A 16,564-nucleotide genomic window follows, 5' to 3' on the forward strand; every position below is an offset into this window, starting at 1 on the left:
CTTCACTCCGGGAAATGGCTGACGACGACGAACATCACTGTTCCCACAAGCGTCACGATGAAAGAGTAGGAGTAGAGCGACAGCGACAGGGGCTGCATCAGCATCACCACGCCAAGCGCGATCAGGATCGACGCCACCATTTCCCATGCATCGCGGCGCAGGCGGAACAGGCGATTGAGAAAGGTCGTCATTTGCGGACCGCTCCGAAGGTAATGCCGCGCAGGAGATGTTTGCGAAGCAGGATCGTGAAGACCATGACCGGCACCAGGAAGATGGTGGCGCCGGCGGCGACGGCGGGCCAGTCCTGGCCGCTGACGCCGATGATCGTCGGGATGAACGGCGGCGCCGTTTGCGCGTTGCCCGATGTGAGGAGGACGGCAAAGGCATATTCGTTCCATGCGAAGATCAGGCAGAAGATCGCCGTCGATGCGATGCCGGTGACGGCCTGGGGCAGCACGACTTTGTAGAAGGCCTGGAAGCGCGTATAGCCGTCGATCAGTGCCGCCTCTTCGTATTCGATCGGGATTTCGTCGATGAAACCCTTCAGCAGCCAGACCGAGAGGGACAGGTTTACCGCGGTATAGAGCAGGATCATGCCGGCATGCGTGTCGCTGAGACCCAGCGATCGGAACATCAGGAAGATCGGGATGGCGACGGCGATCGGCGGCATCATGCGCGTCGACAGAATGAAGAAGAGAAGATCGTCCTTCAACGGCACCTTGAACCGCGAAAAGGCATAGGCAGCCGCCGTGCCGAGCGTGATGCACAGGACGGTCGAGCCAAATCCGATGATGACGGAATTATAGAACCGCTCGGCAAAGCGCGAAGCACCGGTAATGACGACGCCCTCCTTGCGGACCAGTTTATCGTACCAGGTCGTCGGTTCGCCCAGTGCCTTGAGTTGATCCTCAGGCACGCGGGTGCGGGTCGTGAAGAGGTTCACATATCCCTCGACCGTCGGCTGGAACACCATTTTGGGCGGATAGGCGATCGCGTCCTCAGGTGATTTGAAACCGGTCCCGATGATCCACAGCAGCGGAAGGAGGGTGACGACGGCGTAGAAGACGACCAGAATACCGGCAACCCACTTCTGACGCCCGGATGGTTCGGTTACGGAATAGCTCATCGTTGTTTCACCTTGTTCAGAGCTTTGACGTAGATCGACGCAAGGCCGAAGACGGTGACGAAAAGAATGACGGCGTAGGCGGATGCGTAGCCGGTTCGCCATTGCTCGAAAGCGGCGCGCTTCAAATTGATCGAGGTCAGTTCGGTGATCGATCCCGGACCGCCGCCGGTCAGCTGAACCACGAGGTCGAACATCTTGAAATTCTCGATGCCGCGGAAGAGGACGGCCAGCATCAGGAACGGCAGCACCATCGGGATGGTGATGGTCCAGAACTGACGCCATTTGCTCGCGCGGTCGCATTCGGCCGCCTCGTAAATGCTGTCTGGAATGGAGCGCAGTCCTGCAAGACAGATCAGCATCACGAAGGGCGTCCACATCCAGGTGTCGACGATGACGATGGCCCAAGGTGCCAGCGACGTGTTGGCGATCATCGAGAAGCTGGAAGGATCGTTCCCTGTGAGGAAGCCGACCACGTAGTTGAACAGGCCGATTTGCGGCTGGTAGAGAAAGGTCCAGAAGTTGCCGACGACGGCGGGGCTCAGCATCATCGGAAGCACGATGATCGTCGTCCATAGGTCGTTGCCGCGGAACTTCTTGTTGATCAGATAGGCAAGCGAAAAGCCGATCAGCACCTGCAGCACGATGGTCCAGATCAGGAAATGAGCGGTGGCCTGCATGCTCTGCCAGATATCGCTATCCGTCAGGATGTTGATGTAGTTGCGCAAGCCGACGAACTCGATCGGCGCGTTGGGCCGGTTCACCCTGAAGTTGGTGAAACTCAGCCTGATCGTCCAGATCAGTGGAAAGATGTTGATGGCGAGCAGCAACACGATCGACGGTGTTACGAAGAGCCAGGCTATTGCGCGATCGGACAGGCCTTTGACCCGGGCCGCGATTGCAGGCGGAGTCGCGCTGGCGACCCGATCGATCGGGGAATGGAGCATGTTCATCTCCTTGGCATGAAAGATGGTGGTATGCAGGGCCGGCTCGGTCCACATGGCCGGCCCTGCGCGACGCTCACTGCTGGGAGAAAGCGGCTGTCAGCGTCAGTATTTTCCGTCGTCCTCGAAGACGCCCCTCCAATCCTTCACGAGGCCGTCGAGCGCGACTTTAGCGCTGCCCTGGTTTGCGACCACATAGTCGTGGAAGCGCTTCTGCGATGCCTGGAGGAGAGAGGCGTAGGCAGGTTCGGCCCAGAAGTCCTTCACGATCGCCATCGAATCGAGGAACGGCTTGGAGTAGGGCTGGCTGGAGGCGAAGCCCGGATCTTCCACGACTGCCCGGAGCGCGGAGTAGCCGCCGAGCTTCCACCATTTCTGCTGGATTTCAGGCTGACCGAACCACTTGATGTAGTCGAGCGCTTCCGTTTGTTTGTCGGAAGCGGCGACGACCGAAATGCCCTGGCCGCCGAGCTGGGCAAACTGCACACCCTTCGGGCCGGCCGGATTGGGGAAGTAGCCAGACTTGTCGCCGCCGACATTGCCATCGGCGTTGATCCCCGGCCAGGTGAAGGTGAAGTTCATCTGCAATGCGACCTGGCCGGATTTATAGGCGTCGACGTCCTGGGTCATGTAGGCGTCGGAATGGCCGGGCGGCGTGCAGCAATCGTAGAGCTTCTTGTATTCTTCAAGCCCGGCGACTGCATCGGGCGAGTTGACGAAACCTTCGAGATCGTAGGGCTTTTTCGGGTTCTGATATTCGAAGCCGTAGCTGTAGAGCGCATTCATCGCGCCCATGGTGATGCCTTCGGAGCCCCGTTCCGTATAGATCGCCGCGCCGTAGACCTTCTTGCCGTCGATTTCGCGCCCCTGAAAGAACTGGGCAATATCGACCAATTCGTCCCAGTTCTTCGGAACGGCGAGATCACGGCCGTATTTCTTCTTGAACTCGGCCTGCAATTCGGGACGTGAGAACCAGTCCTTGCGATAGGTCCAGCCGACCACGTCGCCGAAGGCCGGCATTGCCCAGTAGTTGGGCGAGTTCTTCGGCCATTCGGCATATCCGACGACGGTAGCCGGGATGAAATCGTCCATCTTGATTCCTTCCTTGTCGAAGAAATCGTTGAGCTTGACGTACTGCTTGTTCTCGGCCGCGCCGCCGATCCACTGGCTGTCGCCGATCAGCAGGTCGCAGAGTTTGCCGCCGGAATTCAGTTCGTTGAGCATGCGATCTGCAAAATTCGGCCACGGCACGAATTCGTAGTGCATCTTGTTGCCGCTCTTCGCCTCGAAATCCTTGCTGAGCTCGACGAGCGCATTGGCAGGATCCCATGCCGCCCAGCACAGGGTGAGGTCTGCGGCCTGGGTATGCGAAGCCGTACCGGCAGACGCGACGATATACATCCCGGCAGCGAGTGCCGAGCTCATCAAAAGAGACTTCATAACTGCGATCCTCCCGTTGAACCTCCCGACCTCCATCGCGAGGGTGAATGAAAAGCATTGCGGCAAGGGCGCATATGCTGGAGCGCGCTGTGGCCGCGTTATCGACTGCCCTTTCCGGTCTGGCCCGAAGAGCCCGTCGTAAATTATTTATAACTGAGGTGCGCACCTCAGCGCAAGCAAATTTTGAGGTGCGCACTTCAATTCTTGCAATTTTCATTTTTTTGAGGGAAACGTGAACCGTCCAAATCGCATCAGGAGCCCTTATGCGGCCAACAGCAAAAGACCTTGCGGAAGCCGCCGGCGTCAGCCTCGCGACCGTTGATCGCGTATTGAACGATCGCCCGAACGTGAGCAAAAAAGCGGTTCGCAGCGTTCACGAAGCCATTGAACGGATTGGCTTTATCCGCAACCCGGCGGCTGTGAGCCTGGCGCGCAACAAGAGCTATCGGTTCAGGTTTGTCCTGCCCAAGTCTGGCGATCTTTATCTTCGCGAGCTTTTGCGACGGGTGGAGGAGTTGGGGCAAGCCCTGAAGGGCGATCTTACCGATATCGATTATGTTCAAATTTCCACCGACGACGCGCATGGGGTGGCGAAGTATCTTGCTGGAATAGGTGAGGAAGAGCTCGACGGAGTGGCGCTGATGGCGCCGGAATCGCCCCAGGTGCGCGATGCCGTGGCGCGGCTGCTCGAACGAAACATCAAGGTCGTGCAGTTTCTGTCCGGCCAGGAAAAGCTTCCCGCGGCCGATTTCGTCGGCGTGGACAATTTCGCGGCCGGGGCGACCGCCGGAAAGCTGATCGGCACATTTGCCTGCCGAACGCCGGGCAAGGTGATGGTGGTGGCCGAGACGATGCAATCGCTTGACAGCATTCAGCGCCGGCACGGTTTCGACACCATAATTAATGAGCGATTCCCGTTCCTTAGGTCTCTTCCTTCGATAGAGACGCATGCCGATGAGCGGCGCGCGAACGAGATCATCGGGCGCGTGCTCGATAACAACAAGGACATCATTGCCGTTTATGTTCTGAGTTCCGAGGCGCGCATTCCTCTTTCGGCAACCGCTGGGAAAGTCGATCTCGTCAACCTCGCAGTGGTCGTCCATGAGCGTACGCCGTTCAGCGAGGAAGCCTTGCGCGACGACCGCATCGACGCCGTCATCGCACAGGACCCTGGTCATGCGGTGCGCAGCGCAATCCGTATCATGCGGGCTCGCTCGGACGCCCGCGAGCCGCTGGCGGAACAGGAGAGAATAAGGATCGAGGTCCTTCTCAAGGAAAATCTCTGAGGAATCAATCCGCGACCCAGCGCCAGTTGAGGCGCCAACCTCATTGTGCTGCGACATGCTCTAGGCCCGAAGCTCGGAAAGCGCGATCCGCGCGACCGTCAACGCCGTCTCCGCCTGCTCGATATTGGGGTCGCCAAGGAACCAGGCGGCGGAAAGGCCCGAATAGGCGGCGATCCATTGCAGCAGCCGCTTCGGCTCCAGCCGGGCTTCTGCCGAGACGATGTCGAGCTGGCGGCGGAAACGGGCGGGGTCGGTAATGGTGGGCAATTCCTCGTTGGCGAAGATATTGGCGAAATCGAAACCGCGCTCGCCGCGGAGCCGTTTCGGATCGATCGCCAGCCAGCCGCGCTCCTCGAAATCGAGAATGTTGCCGTGGTGGATGTCGCCATGGAGGACGGAGAGATCGCGCTGATCGGCAAGGAGGACGTTGGCGACCGCCGAGCAATCGGCAAGCGTGCCGCCATATTTGGCGGCGGCTGGCTCGAGTTCGCGGAACCAGAGGGTGAGGGGAATGGGATCGGGGAGCGGTCTTTCGCGCGGAGCATGCAGCCGGGCTGCGGTGCGGCAGAGAATGCGGCTCGCTTCGTCGTCTTCTCCGTTCATCGCCATGGCAAGCAGCGAGCGTTTCCCAGTTGCCCTTTCCAGCAATACGGCGTCGTCTTCGTGGGCATAGACATGCGCAGCGCCGTCGCCGTCCCACCATTGCATCAACAGGGCGCCGTATCGTTCGTCGATATCGGTCGCGACTTTCAACATGGCGGGCCTCTCCTGCCAGAGGACCGGCAGCAGGCGGCTCGAATGGGTGATGATGGGCTCGCCGTCCGATATGAGGGACCAGCGATCGAGATGGGAAGCAAACATGCGTCCCATATAGGGATACTCAACGCAGAAATCCCACCTCTCGATGGGATTTCTTGATGCGTAGAAGAAGTCTCAAGCGACCTTTTCGAGGGTGGGATAGTCGAGGTAGCCTTTGGCGGCGCCACCGTAGAAGGTCGACTGGTCGGGCGTGTTGAGCGGCAGGTTCTTTGCCAGCCGTTCGACGAGATCGGGATTGGCAATGAAGGGCTTGCCGAAAGCGACGAGATCGGCGCGGCCGCTTTCGGCGGCATCGATCGCGAGATCGCGGTCATAGCCGTTGTTGACCATCCAGCTGGCCTTGCCGCCGGCGGTTTCATAGGCCTGGCGCAGCGCCTTGTAATCGAAGGAGGGGTTGTCGCCTTGCTTGTAGTCGCGCTCGCCGCCGGTCTGGCCTTCGATGACGTGGATATAGGCGAGGCCGTATTTCGCCAGCCCTTCGACGACATGGGTGAAGGTCGCCTGCGGATTGGAATCATAGCTTTCGCCCGACGGCGTCACCGGCGAGATGCGGATTGCGGTGCGGCCTGCGCCGACTTCCCTGACGACAGCATTGACGACTTCGAAGGTCAGGCGAGCGCGGTTCTCGATCGAGCCGCCATATTGGTCGGTGCGATCGTTGACGCCATCGCGGATGAACTGATCGAGCAGATAACCATTGGCGCCATGGATCTCGACACCGTCGAAGCCGGCATCGATCGCGGCGCGGGCTGCCTTGCGGTAATCCTCGACGATGCCGGGGATTTCGGAGGTTTCGAGCGCGCGGGGCTCGGAGGTATCGGCAAAGCTGCCGCTTCCGTCGGCGTTGACCAGATAGGTCTTTGCCTTGGCGACGCGATTGGTCGAGGAAACCGGCTTGCCGCCGTCCGGCTGCAGCGTCGTGTGCGAGATGCGGCCGACATGCCACATCTGGACGACGATCCTGCCGCCGGCGGTGTGGACGGCGTCGGTCACGCGCTTCCAGCCGTCGAGCGCTTCCTTGCTGTAGAGACCGGGCACGTCGGCATAACCCTGGCCCTGATGGGTGATCGCGGTCGCTTCGGTGATGATCAGGCCCGCCGTGGCGCGCTGGCGGTAATATTCGACATTGAGGTCGTTGGGGATCGCGCCCGGCGAACGGTTGCGGGTGAGCGGCGCCATGACGATGCGGTTCCTGACGGCGATATCGCCAACCTTGGTGGGTTCGAAAAGCTTGGCCATGATGGTCCTTTCTTTTGCGGGAGGATCACTCTGCGGGGGCAAGCGCAGCTCGGCCCTTGGCGGAGAGATAGGTGAGCGCCGTCGCACCCAGGCCGATCAGGGCCATCAGGGCTGCGGCGAGCGGAACGCGGGTGAGATCGAAGCCGGCATCGATGACCAGGCCGCCCGCCCAGGCGCCGAGCGCATTGCCGGTGTTGAAGGCGCCGATATTGATCGTCGAGACGAGGTTCGGCGCATCCTTGCCGAAACCGACGACGCCGACCTGCAGCGCCGGCACGGCGGCAAAGCTTGCGGTCGCCCAGAGAAAGAGGGTGATTTCAGCCGGGATGAAGAAACGGCTCGTATAGCTGAAGGCGATCGAAGTGACGGCGATGGCGGCGAAGACGCCGGCAAGTGTGACGCCGAGCCGCCAATCGGCAAGCTTGCCGCCGATGAGATTGCCGACAGTCAGCCCGAGGCCGATCAGGAACAGCGTCCAGGTGACGCCCTCAGGCGAAACGCCGGTGACGTCACGCAGGAGCGGCGCGATATAGGTGAAGAGGGCGAACATCGAGGCAGCGAAGAAGACGGTGGTGGAAAGCGCCAGCCAAAGGCCGCCATTCCTGAGTGCCGCAATCTCGCGCAGGATGCTGCCGGTTTGCTGCTTCTTGTCCTTCGGCAGGATGGCGATCAGGCCAAAAATGGTGACGGTGCCGATGACGGTGACGACGCCGAACGTGGCGCGCCAGCCATAGGCCTGGCCGATCGCGGTGCCGAGCGGCACGCCGAGGACGTTGGCAAGGGTCAGGCCGGTGAACATCAGCGCGACGGCGCGGGCCTTGCGGTCTTCGGCGACCAGGCCGGCGGCGACGACCGAGCCGATGCCGAAGAAGGCGCCGTGGCAGAGCGCGGTCACGATGCGAGCGATCATCAGCACCCAATAATCGGTCGCCAGAGCGCAAAGCAGGTTGCCGGCGATGAAGAAGGCCATCAGCGCAATCAGGGCGATGCGGCGCTTCAGCTTCGCTGTCGAAATTGCCATGACGGGTGCGCCGATCGCGACCGCGAGCGCATAACCCGTCACCAGCCGTCCGGCTTGCGGGATGGTCACCGAGAGATCGGCGGCGACTTCCGGCAGCAGACCCATGATGACGAATTCGGTCGTGCCTATCGCAAAGGAGCTCAAGGCGAGGACGAGAAGGGCGAGGGGCATTCTAGAGATCCCGTGTCAGCTGCTTGAGGAAAGCAGCGATCGTTTCTTCGTTGCGCTTGTAGAAGATCCACTGGCCGACACGTTTCGTGGTGACGAGGCCGGCGCGCTGCAGGGTTCCGAGATGAGCCGAGACGGTGGATTGAGATAGGCCGCAACGCTCGAACTGGCTGGCGCAGACGCCCATTTCAAAGGGATGCTCCTGCGTGGGGAAATGTTCCGCGGGATTCTTCAGCCAGCTCAGAATGTCCATCCGGGTAGGGTGGGCGAGAGCCTTGATGATCTCGTCTTTGTCCATCGTCGCTTACCGAACTATAAATCGTGTTTGAACGATATATTGATCGTGGGATGCCGATATGCAAATCACGGAGACGTGAGGCGGCAGCTTTTGTTGATTGGGCAAATTTTGGGCAAAAAAAGAGGGCCACCGGAAAACCAGGGCCCTTTGAATTGTGAAGGTCAATAACCTCCAGAGGGGAACAGCTAATGCGGTGGAACTGGGAGAGAAACCACGAAATGCATCAGCTGGATTGGATATGGTGCTTCCTTAGGCAGGTTTCAATGCTTTTTTGTGCATGCCTGCTATGCGCCGCACAATTTTTTTGCGGCGCGGCATTTCTCGAAGCGGCAAGGCAAAAAAAAGAGGGCCGCTGGAAAACCAGGGCCCTTATAATTGTGAAGGTTCAAAAACCTCCAGAGGGGAACAGCTAATGCGGTGGAACTGGGAGGAAAAGCCACCATGTGCATCAGCTATGTGCGATATGGTGGTTTAATGGGCAAACGGCAACCCTCATTTGTGCATGCCAGTCATGCACGCAATGCATAGTATGGAAATCATTCCATAAAACTGGCTCAAAAGTTCCAGTTTCTCGCTTTGCTGACGATGAAATCGCGGAAAGCCTTCAGCTTGGCGGCATTCTTGATCTCGTCGGGATAGCAAAAATAGGTGTCGAAAGACGGCACGTCGGCATTGATCGGCAGCTGAATCAGGCCAGGGTCGCGGCCGACGATATAGTCCGGCAGGCAGGCGACGCCGATTCCGAGCAGGCAGGCGCGCTTGATCGAGGTCTGGCTGTTGATCTGCAGATGCGGGATGCGCTTGTTGTCGGAGGAGCGGCCGGCGACTTCGAGCCAGTTGACGTCCAGCAGGTAGCTCGGCGCCGGCTCGCCGAAGGTGATGATACGGTGATTGTCGAGATCCTCGATCTTCTGTGGTTCGCCATGGCGATTGATATAGGAGGGGGCCGCATAGACGTGCATGTGCACGGTGAAGAGCTTGCGCTGGATGAGGTCGGATTGCTGCGGCTGGCGCAGCCGGATCGCGCAGTCGGCATGGCGCATGTTCACATCCACTTCCTCGTTGTCGAGGATCAGCTGGATCTGAACGTCGGGATAAAGCTGCAGGAATTCCTGGATCTTGTCGGTGAGCCAACCCTGGCCGAGGCCGACCGTCGTTGTGACACGCAGCTTGCCGGACGGTGTCTCGGTCGTCTCGGTGAGCTGCATCTTCACGGTTTCGAGCTTCAGCAGCACGTCATGAGCGGTGCGGTAGAGCAACTCGCCCTGTTCCGTCAGGATCAGGCCGCGCGCGTGGCGGTGAAACAGCTTGGTACCGACATCCTGCTCCAGCGCGCTGACCTGGCGGCTGATGGCGGATTGGGACAGATGCAGTTTGTCCGCCGCATGCGTGAACGAACCCGCCTCGGCAGCTGCGTGAAAGATACGCAGCTTGTCCCAATCCAATGGCATTCCCCCACCCCTCATGCCGGTCTTACTCCGCAGCCACGGCGATAGGCATGTGGCCCGTCAGATATCGCTCGGCTTCGAGCGCTGCCATGCACCCCAAGCCGGCGGCGGTGATTGCCTGGCGGAACGTATCGTCGGTCACGTCGCCGGCGGCATAGACCCCCTCCAGGCTGGTCGCGGTCGAATCCGGCGCGGTCCAGAGGTAGCCATTGTCCTTCAGCTTCAGCTTGCCCTTGAAAAGCTCGGTTGCCGGGGCATGGCCGATGGCGACGAAGACGCCGTCGATCGGCATTTCGGTAATCGCACCGGTTCTGACGTCGCGCAGACGCGCACCAGTCACCGATTGCGGCATCGGCGGCTTGGCCGGGGTACCGGTGATTTCGGCGACCTCGGTGTTCCACAGCACCTTGACGTTTTCCTTGGCGAACAGGCGCTCCTGCAGGATCTTCTCGGCGCGGAAGGAGTCGCGGCGGTGCACCAATGTGACCGACTTCGCGATATTGGAGAGATAGAGCGCTTCTTCGACGGCGCTGTTGCCGCCACCGACCACGATGACGTCCTTGTTGCGATAGAAGAAACCGTCGCAGGTAGCGCAGGCGGAAACGCCGAAGCCCTGGAAATGCTGCTCGCTTTCGATGCCCAGCCACTTCGCCTTGGCGCCGGTGGCGATGATCAGCGTATCAGCGGTCCAGACCTGGCCGCTGTCGGTGCGGGCGACGAAGGGACGCTGGTTCAGGTCGACTTCGGTTACGAGGTCGTTGACGATCTCGGCGCCGACATGTTTTGCCTGCTGCAGCATCTGGTCCATCAGCCAGGGGCCCTGGATCGGATCGGCAAAGCCCGGATAATTCTCGACATCGGTGGTGATCATCAACTGGCCGCCCTGTTCGAGACCGGCGATCAGGACCGGTTTCAGCATGGCGCGCGCGGCATAGACCGCGGCGGTATAGCCGGCGGGTCCGGAACCGATGATGAGCACCTTCGTATGGCGGGCGGGCATGTCATTTCCTTTCGACTGGCAGGAGGGCGGCGGCTAAAAGGCGATTGCGGCCGTTTCGCGGTCCATGCGCCATTTATGAACGTCCAATGCTATTATTCAAGGGCAGCCTTGCATTACCAACAAGGCAAATCACGCTGTTGTGCAAGATTCCGTCATCGGCTTGAAACTTTCTTGCGTATTTCGCCGCTTTATATAGAAGCTCGCCGCTACGAATTAAAGAAAGGCCGCGATGTGGGTCGCACGGAACTCGACGTCATCGACATAAAGATCCTGCGGGAGCTGCAGGCCGATGGCCGCATGACCAATGTCGAACTCGCCGATCGCGTTGGCATCTCGGCGCCGCCCTGCCTACGCCGGGTCCGCAAACTCGAGGAAGCCGGGATCATCGAAGGCTATCACGCCATGCTGAACAGCCCGAAGCTCGGCTTCGATCTGGTCGCTTTCTGCATGGTCGGGCTCAAACACCAGTCGGAAGGCAATCTCAAGGCGTTTGCCGCCGCCACCACCGAATGGCCGCTGGTGCGTCAGGCCTGGATGGTCTCGGGCGACAGCGATTTCCTGTTGCATTGCGTGGCGGAGAATCTCACCCATTTCCAGGATTTCGTCATAGAGATTCTGACGGCGAACGAGCATGTCGACACCGTGCGCACCATGCTGACGATCCGGCAGGTAAAGAAGCTCGGATTGGTCGAAGTCTGAAACAACCTAAAGCGCGTCGCGATCTTTCAGATTCGCTCGTTGCGCTTTAGGTTTTGCTTTTACCCATGTCGTTGCCGCAAAACCGCTGCACACTTTTGCGCGACATGGCTATTTGCGCGAGGCGTAGCCGCCCCGGTGGATGCCGTGGCGCTGCAGCTTGTCGTAAAAGGTCTTTCTCGGAATGCCGAGCGCCTCGATGGTGCGGCGCACGTCGCCGTTGTTGCTGGCGAGTGCGTCGCGGATGATTTCCGCCTCGTAGCGCTCCAGCCGCTCGGGCAGCGTGCCGCCGGTCGGCTGCGGGGGAGAGGATGGGTCTGCGCTGCCTTCGAGGCCCAACACCACGCGTTCGGCATAGTGGGAGAGTTCGCGGACGTTGCCTGGCCATGAATGGGTGGCAAGGTGGTGGCGAACCGCCTCCGAAAGCGGCGGCACATCGCGGCGGAAGCGCTCGGCGGCGCGGGCGGTAAAGTGGGAAAACAGCAGCGGAATATCGTCGCGGCGTTCCCTCAGCGGCGGAATCGAAATCGTCACGACATTCAGCCGGTAATAGAGGTCCTCACGAAAATCGCCGCGCACCTCGGGGTCGCCAAGGTCGATCTTGGCGGCCGCGACGACGCGCAGATCGACCGGGCGCACCTCGTTGGTGCCGAGCGGGGTGATCTCGCGCATTTCAAGCACGCGCAGCATCTTGACCTGCGTGGCGACAGGCATGCTTTCGATCTCGTCGAGGAAAAGCGTGCCGCCGCTTGCATGCTCGATGCGGCCCATACGGCGCTTCTGCGCGCCGGTAAAGGCGCCGGCCTCGTGGCCGAACAGTTCGCTTTCGATGACGGTTTCGGGGAGTGCCCCGCAGTTCAGCGCCACGAAATTGCCCTTCCGGCGGTGGCTCCACTGATGCAGGATCTGGGCGACGACTTCCTTGCCGCTGCCGGTTTCGCCGGCGACCAGCACGTCGACATCGGTATCGGCGATGTGGCGCAGAATTTTCCTCAGGTTTTCCATGGCAGGCGTCTGGCCGATCAGTGGCAAAGTCTCCTGCGCGTCTTCGGCGGCCCGGCGCAGCGCGCGGTTTTCCAGAACAAGCTGCCGCTTCTCGCCTGCGCGGCGTACGCTGTGCACGAGCCGATCGGCAGCGAAGGGTTTGGCGATGAAATCATAGGCGCCGTTCTGGATGGCCTGAACGGCCATCGGAATATCGCCGTGGCCGGTCATCAATATCACCGGCAGGTCGCCGTCCATGCCCTTCAGCGTGGCGAACAGCTGCAGCCCGTCGATCTCGGGCATGCGGATATCGGTGACGACGGGGCCGGCAAAATCGACCGTTAGTTCCTCCAGGGCGGCTTTCGCGCCGTCATAGGCCGAGACGGAGAAGCCGGCGAGTTCGAGGGTCTGGGCGGTGGCACGGCGCAGATCCCTGTCGTCGTCGATCAGCGCAACGGGCATCGGTGTGGCCATGATCAGGCCCTCCTCAGATGAACGATGAACCTTGTCCCGCTGCCATCGCTCTCCACCTCCATCCGGCCGCCGTAATCGCCGACGATATCCTTGGAGATAACGAGGCCCAGGCCGAGACCTTTTTCCTTCGAGGTGTTGAAGGGCGTGAACAGGCCCTTGCGGATATCGGGCGAAATGCCGGGGCCGTTGTCGGCGACCGTCAGCGTCACGATCTCCTGGTCATTCGATGTCCTGACCTCGACGCGCGCCTCGTCGGCTTTCGGGGCCACGGCCTCCAGCGCATTCTGAAGCAGGTTGATCAGCACCTGCTCGAGACGGATCCTACTGCCCATGACCTGCAGTTCGGCCGGCGGCAGCTCGATGTCGAGCGTATCCATGCGTCCGGCAAATCGGCTACGCAGCAGCATCACCGCGCCCTCGATGACGTCCTTCAGGCCTGTCGGCTCGGCGCTGCCGCGGCCCTTGCGGGCGAAGCTCTTCAGCTCCTCGGTGATCGAGCCGATGCGCTCCGTCAGAGCGGCGATGTTCTGAAGATTTTCACCGGCGGGCGCCGTCTGGCCGCGGTCGAGGAAGGTGCGGGCATTGTCCGCATAGGCGCGGATGGTCGCCACCGGCTGGTTGATCTCGTGGGCGACGCCGGCGGCCACTTGGCCCAGGATTGCCAGCCGGTTGGCCTGCACCAGATCCTGCTGCACGGCCTGCAGCTTCTGCTCGGTGCTGCGGTGACCGGCGATCTCGGCCTGCAGCCGATCCCGCGCCTGGCTGAGATCAAGCGTCCGTTCGGCCACGCGCCGTTCCAGTTCTTCGCGCGCCTGCTGCTCCCTGAAAATTCGAAGGGTGGTCGTCTGGCGGCGGCGCAAGAGGAAGGCTGCGCCCGCCAGCAGCGGCAAAAGCAAGAGCAGCGCCAGCATGCGCGTTTCGCGGACCGCGGCATCGATGGACGGCCCCAATGCAACAAGATGCTGCAGATGCCAGCCGGTCGCAGGGATCGGCATCCCCACATCGAGAAAGCTGGTTTTTCCCGCGCCGCCGGGCGTGACGATCTCGACGACATCAAGCCTGTCGCCTAGGTGACTGATGATATCGAGCGGCAGCGGCTGAAGCGGCGCGTCGCCGAATTGAAGGCTCTCGCGGATCGCCGTCAGCCGATCCTCGGCGATACGGCCGATCGTCATGAACCGCCAGGAGGGAATGCTGGTGATGAGGACAATGCCACGATCGTCGATGACGTAGGACGGGGCGCCCGAGCCATTCCAATCCGTCTCGATATCGTCGAATTCGACCTTGACGACGACGACGCCCAGGAGACCGTCATCGCCTGATATCCGCTCGGAAATATAAAGGCCGGGCTTCTTGCTGACGGTGCCGAGCGCGAAATGCTCTGCCTGCCCTCGAGCGACAGCGCCCTGAAAATACTCGCGGAAACGATAGTCGTTGCCGACGAAGCTCGTCGGTTCGCGCCAGTTGCTGGCTGAAACCGCGATTCCGTTCTTGTCGATGACATAGATGACGGCGGCCTTCGTGCCGGCGGCCAGTGTCTCAAGCTTCCGGTTCAACTGCTCGAAAGTGCCGGCGTCGCGTCCAGCCAGGGCGGCGGCGAGCGCGGCATCTTGCGACAGCACGAAGGGCAGCGCCCGGTATTTTTCGAGGACGGTGCGCAGCAGCGCCACGTTCATCCTCGCATCGTTGCGGGCCTGTTCCTCCAGGGCAGCCTCCGCCCGGCGCCGGCCGATCTCGCCGCTGACCCAGAGGCTTGCGACGATGGCCGAGAGGGCGAGCACTGCATAGGCCCACCACATCCGGCGGATGCGGTGCTGCAAGGGCAAGGCGGGCCAAGGCCTTTGCGAGACTGACAAGGACATGGGGGATTTGTGCATTTTTCCGCACGAGACGCAAATAGATTTGTGTGGCTTTTCGCATCTCCTGAACGAGCCATCGGCCTACAGAAAGTTTTTATGCTGGAAATACAAGGCTCTAGAAAGGTGGCGCGAAACTGGCACGGCGCTTGCGAAAGAGATGGCAACAACGGCTGAGCTGTTGGATTGAAGCGAACGGCTCGGGAGGCCGGAGTTCGTTCCGGACGAGCCTTTAGGAGGAAATCATGATCGCAGCACCACTCGATACAGTCGCAGACAGCAAGGGCAGGAAGCCCTTTTATTCCCATCTCTACGTCCAGGTTCTCGCCGCTATCGCTGCGGGTATCATTCTCGGTCATTTCTATCCCGACCTCGGCACCCAGCTGAAGCCGCTCGGCGATGCCTTCATCAAGCTCGTCAAGATGGTGATCGCGCCGGTCATCTTCCTGACGGTGGCCACCGGCATTGCCGGCATGAGCGACCTGAAGAAGGTCGGCCGCGTCGCTGGCAAGGCGATGCTCTACTTCCTGACCTTCTCGACGCTGGCGCTCGTCATCGGCATGATCGTCGCCAACGTCGTCCAGCCCGGCGCCGGCATGAACATCGATCCGGCATCCCTCGACCCGAAGGCCGTCGCCACCTTTGCCGATAAGGCGCATGAGCAGAGCATCGTCGGCTTCCTGACGAATATCATCCCGTCGACGATCGTCGGCGCCTTTGCCGATGGCGATATTCTGCAGGTGCTGTTCTTCTCGGTGCTCTTCGGCATCGCGCTCGCCATGGTTGGCGAAAAGGGCGAGCAGGTCGTCAATTTCCTCAACGCCCTGACGGCCCCCGTCTTCAAGCTCGTTGCCATCCTGATGAAGGCCGCCCCGATCGGCGCCTTCGGCGCCATGGCCTTCACGATCGGCAAGTACGGCGTCGGATCGATCGCCAACCTCGCCATGCTGATCGGCACCTTCTACCTCACCTCGCTGCTCTTCGTCCTTGTCGTGCTCGGCGCCGTCGCCCGCTATAACGGCTTCTCGATCCTGGTGCTGCTGCGCTACATCAAGGAAGAATTGCTGCTGGTTCTCGGCACCTCGTCTTCCGAAGCCGCACTTCCGGGACTGATGAACAAGATGGAAAAGGCCGGCTGCAAGCGCTCGGTCGTCGGCCTCGTCATCCCCACCGGCTATTCCTTCAACCTCGACGGCACCAATATCTACATGACGCTGGCAGCCCTCTTCATTGCCCAGGCGACCGGCATCAATCTCTCCTGGGGTGACCAGATCCTGCTGCTGCTGGTAGCGATGCTGAGCTCCAAGGGTGCTGCCGGCATCACCGGCGCCGGCTTCATCACCCTTGCCGCGACGCTCTCCGTCGTGCCCTCCGTGCCGGTCGCCGGCATGGCGCTCATCCTCGGCATCGATCGCTTCATGTCGGAGTGCCGGGCGCTGACCAACCTCGTCGGCAATGCGGTCGCGACGATCGTCGTTGCCCGTTGGGAAAACGAGCTGGATACGGCGCAGCTCGCCAGAGCGCTGGGCGGCCAGGCAGAACAGGGCGCTCCGGCTGCCGGACTTCAGCCGGCGGAATAACAGGCCGACCTGTTCGCCATTCTTGGATATTTGCAGCGGCCCGTCATCCGATGGGCCGTTCGCTCGTTGATAACTCTCGTTCTCTAGTCGACGTCATCCTCGGCCTTGTTGTGCCGAAGGATCTGCTGCCCTATCAAACGGAGGCAGATGCTCGGGAAGCCTGAGCATGACGAAGGAGAAGTTGGCCG

At 61.0% G+C, this 16,564-nt stretch carries 16 protein-coding genes; 4 read left to right on the forward strand and 12 right to left on the reverse strand.

Annotated elements, in window-relative coordinates:
* Window positions 1-2: 2 nt before the first annotated feature.
* The 4 genes from HJC00_RS18115 to HJC00_RS18130 all read right to left on the reverse strand — a co-directional run bounded on the left by HJC00_RS18115 (window position 3) and on the right by HJC00_RS18130 (window position 3,507).
* Entirely contained in the window at window positions 3-191 is a 189-nt protein-coding gene (locus HJC00_RS18115) for a hypothetical protein (protein ID WP_097610864.1), read from the reverse strand.
* Entirely contained in the window at window positions 188-1,126 is a 939-nt protein-coding gene (locus HJC00_RS18120) for a carbohydrate ABC transporter permease (protein ID WP_210630506.1), read from the reverse strand. The genes HJC00_RS18115 and HJC00_RS18120 overlap by 4 nt, the downstream gene beginning before the upstream one ends.
* Window positions 1,123-2,070: a carbohydrate ABC transporter permease gene (locus HJC00_RS18125; protein ID WP_210630507.1), complete on the reverse strand. Its 948-nt coding sequence runs from the start codon at window positions 2,068-2,070 to the stop codon at window positions 1,123-1,125. Before HJC00_RS18125 ends, HJC00_RS18120 begins: the two co-directional genes overlap by 4 nt.
* 102 nt (window positions 2,071-2,172) lie before the next feature.
* A complete protein-coding gene (locus tag HJC00_RS18130; protein ID WP_221155680.1) occupies window positions 2,173-3,507 on the reverse strand; it encodes an ABC transporter substrate-binding protein in 1,335 nt (444 codons plus the stop codon).
* A gap of 47 nt (window positions 3,508-3,554) precedes the next feature.
* Between HJC00_RS18130 and HJC00_RS18135 the strand changes: the two genes are divergently transcribed.
* Window positions 3,555-3,743, forward strand: a complete 189-nt coding sequence (locus tag HJC00_RS18135; RefSeq protein ID WP_221146985.1) for a hypothetical protein — start codon at window positions 3,555-3,557, stop codon at window positions 3,741-3,743.
* Between the two features lie 27 nt (window positions 3,744-3,770).
* Window positions 3,771-4,793 (forward strand): LacI family DNA-binding transcriptional regulator, encoded by a 1,023-nt coding sequence (locus HJC00_RS18140; protein ID WP_210630509.1) that lies wholly within the window; start codon window positions 3,771-3,773, stop codon window positions 4,791-4,793.
* A gap of 60 nt (window positions 4,794-4,853) precedes the next feature.
* On the opposite strand, the gene HJC00_RS18145 is transcribed toward HJC00_RS18140, so the two are convergent.
* The 6 genes from HJC00_RS18145 to trxB all read right to left on the reverse strand — a co-directional run bounded on the left by HJC00_RS18145 (window position 4,854) and on the right by trxB (window position 10,786).
* Window positions 4,854-5,654: an aminoglycoside phosphotransferase family protein gene (locus tag HJC00_RS18145; protein WP_210631586.1), complete on the reverse strand. Its 801-nt coding sequence runs from the start codon at window positions 5,652-5,654 to the stop codon at window positions 4,854-4,856.
* A 72-nt stretch (window positions 5,655-5,726) separates the two neighbouring features.
* Complete coding sequence (locus tag HJC00_RS18150) at window positions 5,727-6,851, reverse strand: alkene reductase (protein WP_221164432.1); 1,125 nt, start codon at window positions 6,849-6,851, stop codon at window positions 5,727-5,729.
* Window positions 6,852-6,876: 25 nt separating this feature from the next.
* Window positions 6,877-8,043, reverse strand: coding sequence for an MFS transporter (locus HJC00_RS18155; RefSeq protein WP_221164433.1), 1,167 nt, complete (start codon window positions 8,041-8,043; stop codon window positions 6,877-6,879).
* Window position 8,044: 1 nt separating this feature from the next.
* On the reverse strand, window positions 8,045-8,338 hold the full coding sequence (locus HJC00_RS18160; RefSeq protein ID WP_210630512.1) for a helix-turn-helix transcriptional regulator: 294 nt from the start codon (window positions 8,336-8,338) through the stop codon (window positions 8,045-8,047).
* Window positions 8,339-8,892: 554 nt separating this feature from the next.
* Window positions 8,893-9,789: a LysR family transcriptional regulator VtlR gene (locus HJC00_RS18165; RefSeq protein WP_085778879.1), complete on the reverse strand. Its 897-nt coding sequence runs from the start codon at window positions 9,787-9,789 to the stop codon at window positions 8,893-8,895.
* Between the two features lie 22 nt (window positions 9,790-9,811).
* A complete protein-coding gene (gene trxB / locus HJC00_RS18170) occupies window positions 9,812-10,786 on the reverse strand; it encodes a thioredoxin-disulfide reductase (RefSeq protein WP_210630513.1) in 975 nt (324 codons plus the stop codon).
* 231 nt (window positions 10,787-11,017) lie between these two features.
* Between trxB and HJC00_RS18175 the strand changes: the two genes are divergently transcribed.
* Window positions 11,018-11,485, forward strand: coding sequence for an Lrp/AsnC family transcriptional regulator (locus HJC00_RS18175; RefSeq protein ID WP_064695956.1), 468 nt, complete (start codon window positions 11,018-11,020; stop codon window positions 11,483-11,485).
* A gap of 108 nt (window positions 11,486-11,593) precedes the next feature.
* Here the strand turns inward: HJC00_RS18175 and HJC00_RS18180 are convergent, their stop codons facing one another.
* A complete protein-coding gene (locus HJC00_RS18180) occupies window positions 11,594-12,940 on the reverse strand; it encodes a sigma-54 dependent transcriptional regulator (protein WP_221155683.1) in 1,347 nt (448 codons plus the stop codon).
* 2 nt (window positions 12,941-12,942) lie between these two features.
* The gene (locus tag HJC00_RS18185; protein ID WP_221155684.1) at window positions 12,943-14,817 is read right to left on the reverse strand and encodes an ATP-binding protein; all 1,875 of its coding nucleotides are present in this window, start codon (window positions 14,815-14,817) and stop codon (window positions 12,943-12,945) included.
* A gap of 224 nt (window positions 14,818-15,041) precedes the next feature.
* On the opposite strand from HJC00_RS18185, the gene HJC00_RS18190 reads away from it, so the two are divergent.
* Window positions 15,042-16,376: a dicarboxylate/amino acid:cation symporter gene (locus tag HJC00_RS18190; protein ID WP_221164434.1), complete on the forward strand. Its 1,335-nt coding sequence runs from the start codon at window positions 15,042-15,044 to the stop codon at window positions 16,374-16,376.
* The last annotated feature ends 188 nt before the right edge of the window (window positions 16,377-16,564 follow it).

The organism is Rhizobium sp. NLR22b (assembly GCF_019685295.1).
Taxonomy (GTDB): Bacteria; Pseudomonadota; Alphaproteobacteria; order Rhizobiales; family Rhizobiaceae; genus Rhizobium.

Bases quoted from the DNA above. Each gene is read 5' to 3' on its own strand.
- HJC00_RS18115 (WP_097610864.1), bottom strand. From the start codon at position 191: ATGACGACCTTTCTCAATCGCCTGTTCCGCCTGCGCCGCGATGCATGG.
- HJC00_RS18120 (WP_210630506.1), bottom strand. From the start codon at position 1,126: ATGAGCTATTCCGTAACCGAACCATCCGGGCGTCAGAAGTGGGTTGCC.
- HJC00_RS18125 (WP_210630507.1), bottom strand. From the start codon at position 2,070: ATGCTCCATTCCCCGATCGATCGGGTCGCCAGCGCGACTCCGCCTGCA.
- HJC00_RS18130 (WP_221155680.1), bottom strand. From the start codon at position 3,507: ATGAAGTCTCTTTTGATGAGCTCGGCACTCGCTGCCGGGATGTATATC.
- HJC00_RS18135 (WP_221146985.1), top strand. From the start codon at position 3,555: ATGAAAAGCATTGCGGCAAGGGCGCATATGCTGGAGCGCGCTGTGGCC.
- HJC00_RS18140 (WP_210630509.1), top strand. From the start codon at position 3,771: ATGCGGCCAACAGCAAAAGACCTTGCGGAAGCCGCCGGCGTCAGCCTC.
- HJC00_RS18145 (WP_210631586.1), bottom strand. From the start codon at position 5,654: ATGTTTGCTTCCCATCTCGATCGCTGGTCCCTCATATCGGACGGCGAG.
- HJC00_RS18150 (WP_221164432.1), bottom strand. From the start codon at position 6,851: ATGGCCAAGCTTTTCGAACCCACCAAGGTTGGCGATATCGCCGTCAGG.
- HJC00_RS18155 (WP_221164433.1), bottom strand. From the start codon at position 8,043: ATGCCCCTCGCCCTTCTCGTCCTCGCCTTGAGCTCCTTTGCGATAGGC.
- HJC00_RS18160 (WP_210630512.1), bottom strand. From the start codon at position 8,338: ATGGACAAAGACGAGATCATCAAGGCTCTCGCCCACCCTACCCGGATG.
- HJC00_RS18165 (WP_085778879.1), bottom strand. From the start codon at position 9,789: ATGCCATTGGATTGGGACAAGCTGCGTATCTTTCACGCAGCTGCCGAG.
- trxB (WP_210630513.1), bottom strand. From the start codon at position 10,786: ATGCCCGCCCGCCATACGAAGGTGCTCATCATCGGTTCCGGACCCGCC.
- HJC00_RS18180 (WP_221155683.1), bottom strand. From the start codon at position 12,940: ATGGCCACACCGATGCCCGTTGCGCTGATCGACGACGACAGGGATCTG.
- HJC00_RS18185 (WP_221155684.1), bottom strand. From the start codon at position 14,817: ATGCACAAATCCCCCATGTCCTTGTCAGTCTCGCAAAGGCCTTGGCCC.
- HJC00_RS18190 (WP_221164434.1), top strand. From the start codon at position 15,042: ATGATCGCAGCACCACTCGATACAGTCGCAGACAGCAAGGGCAGGAAG.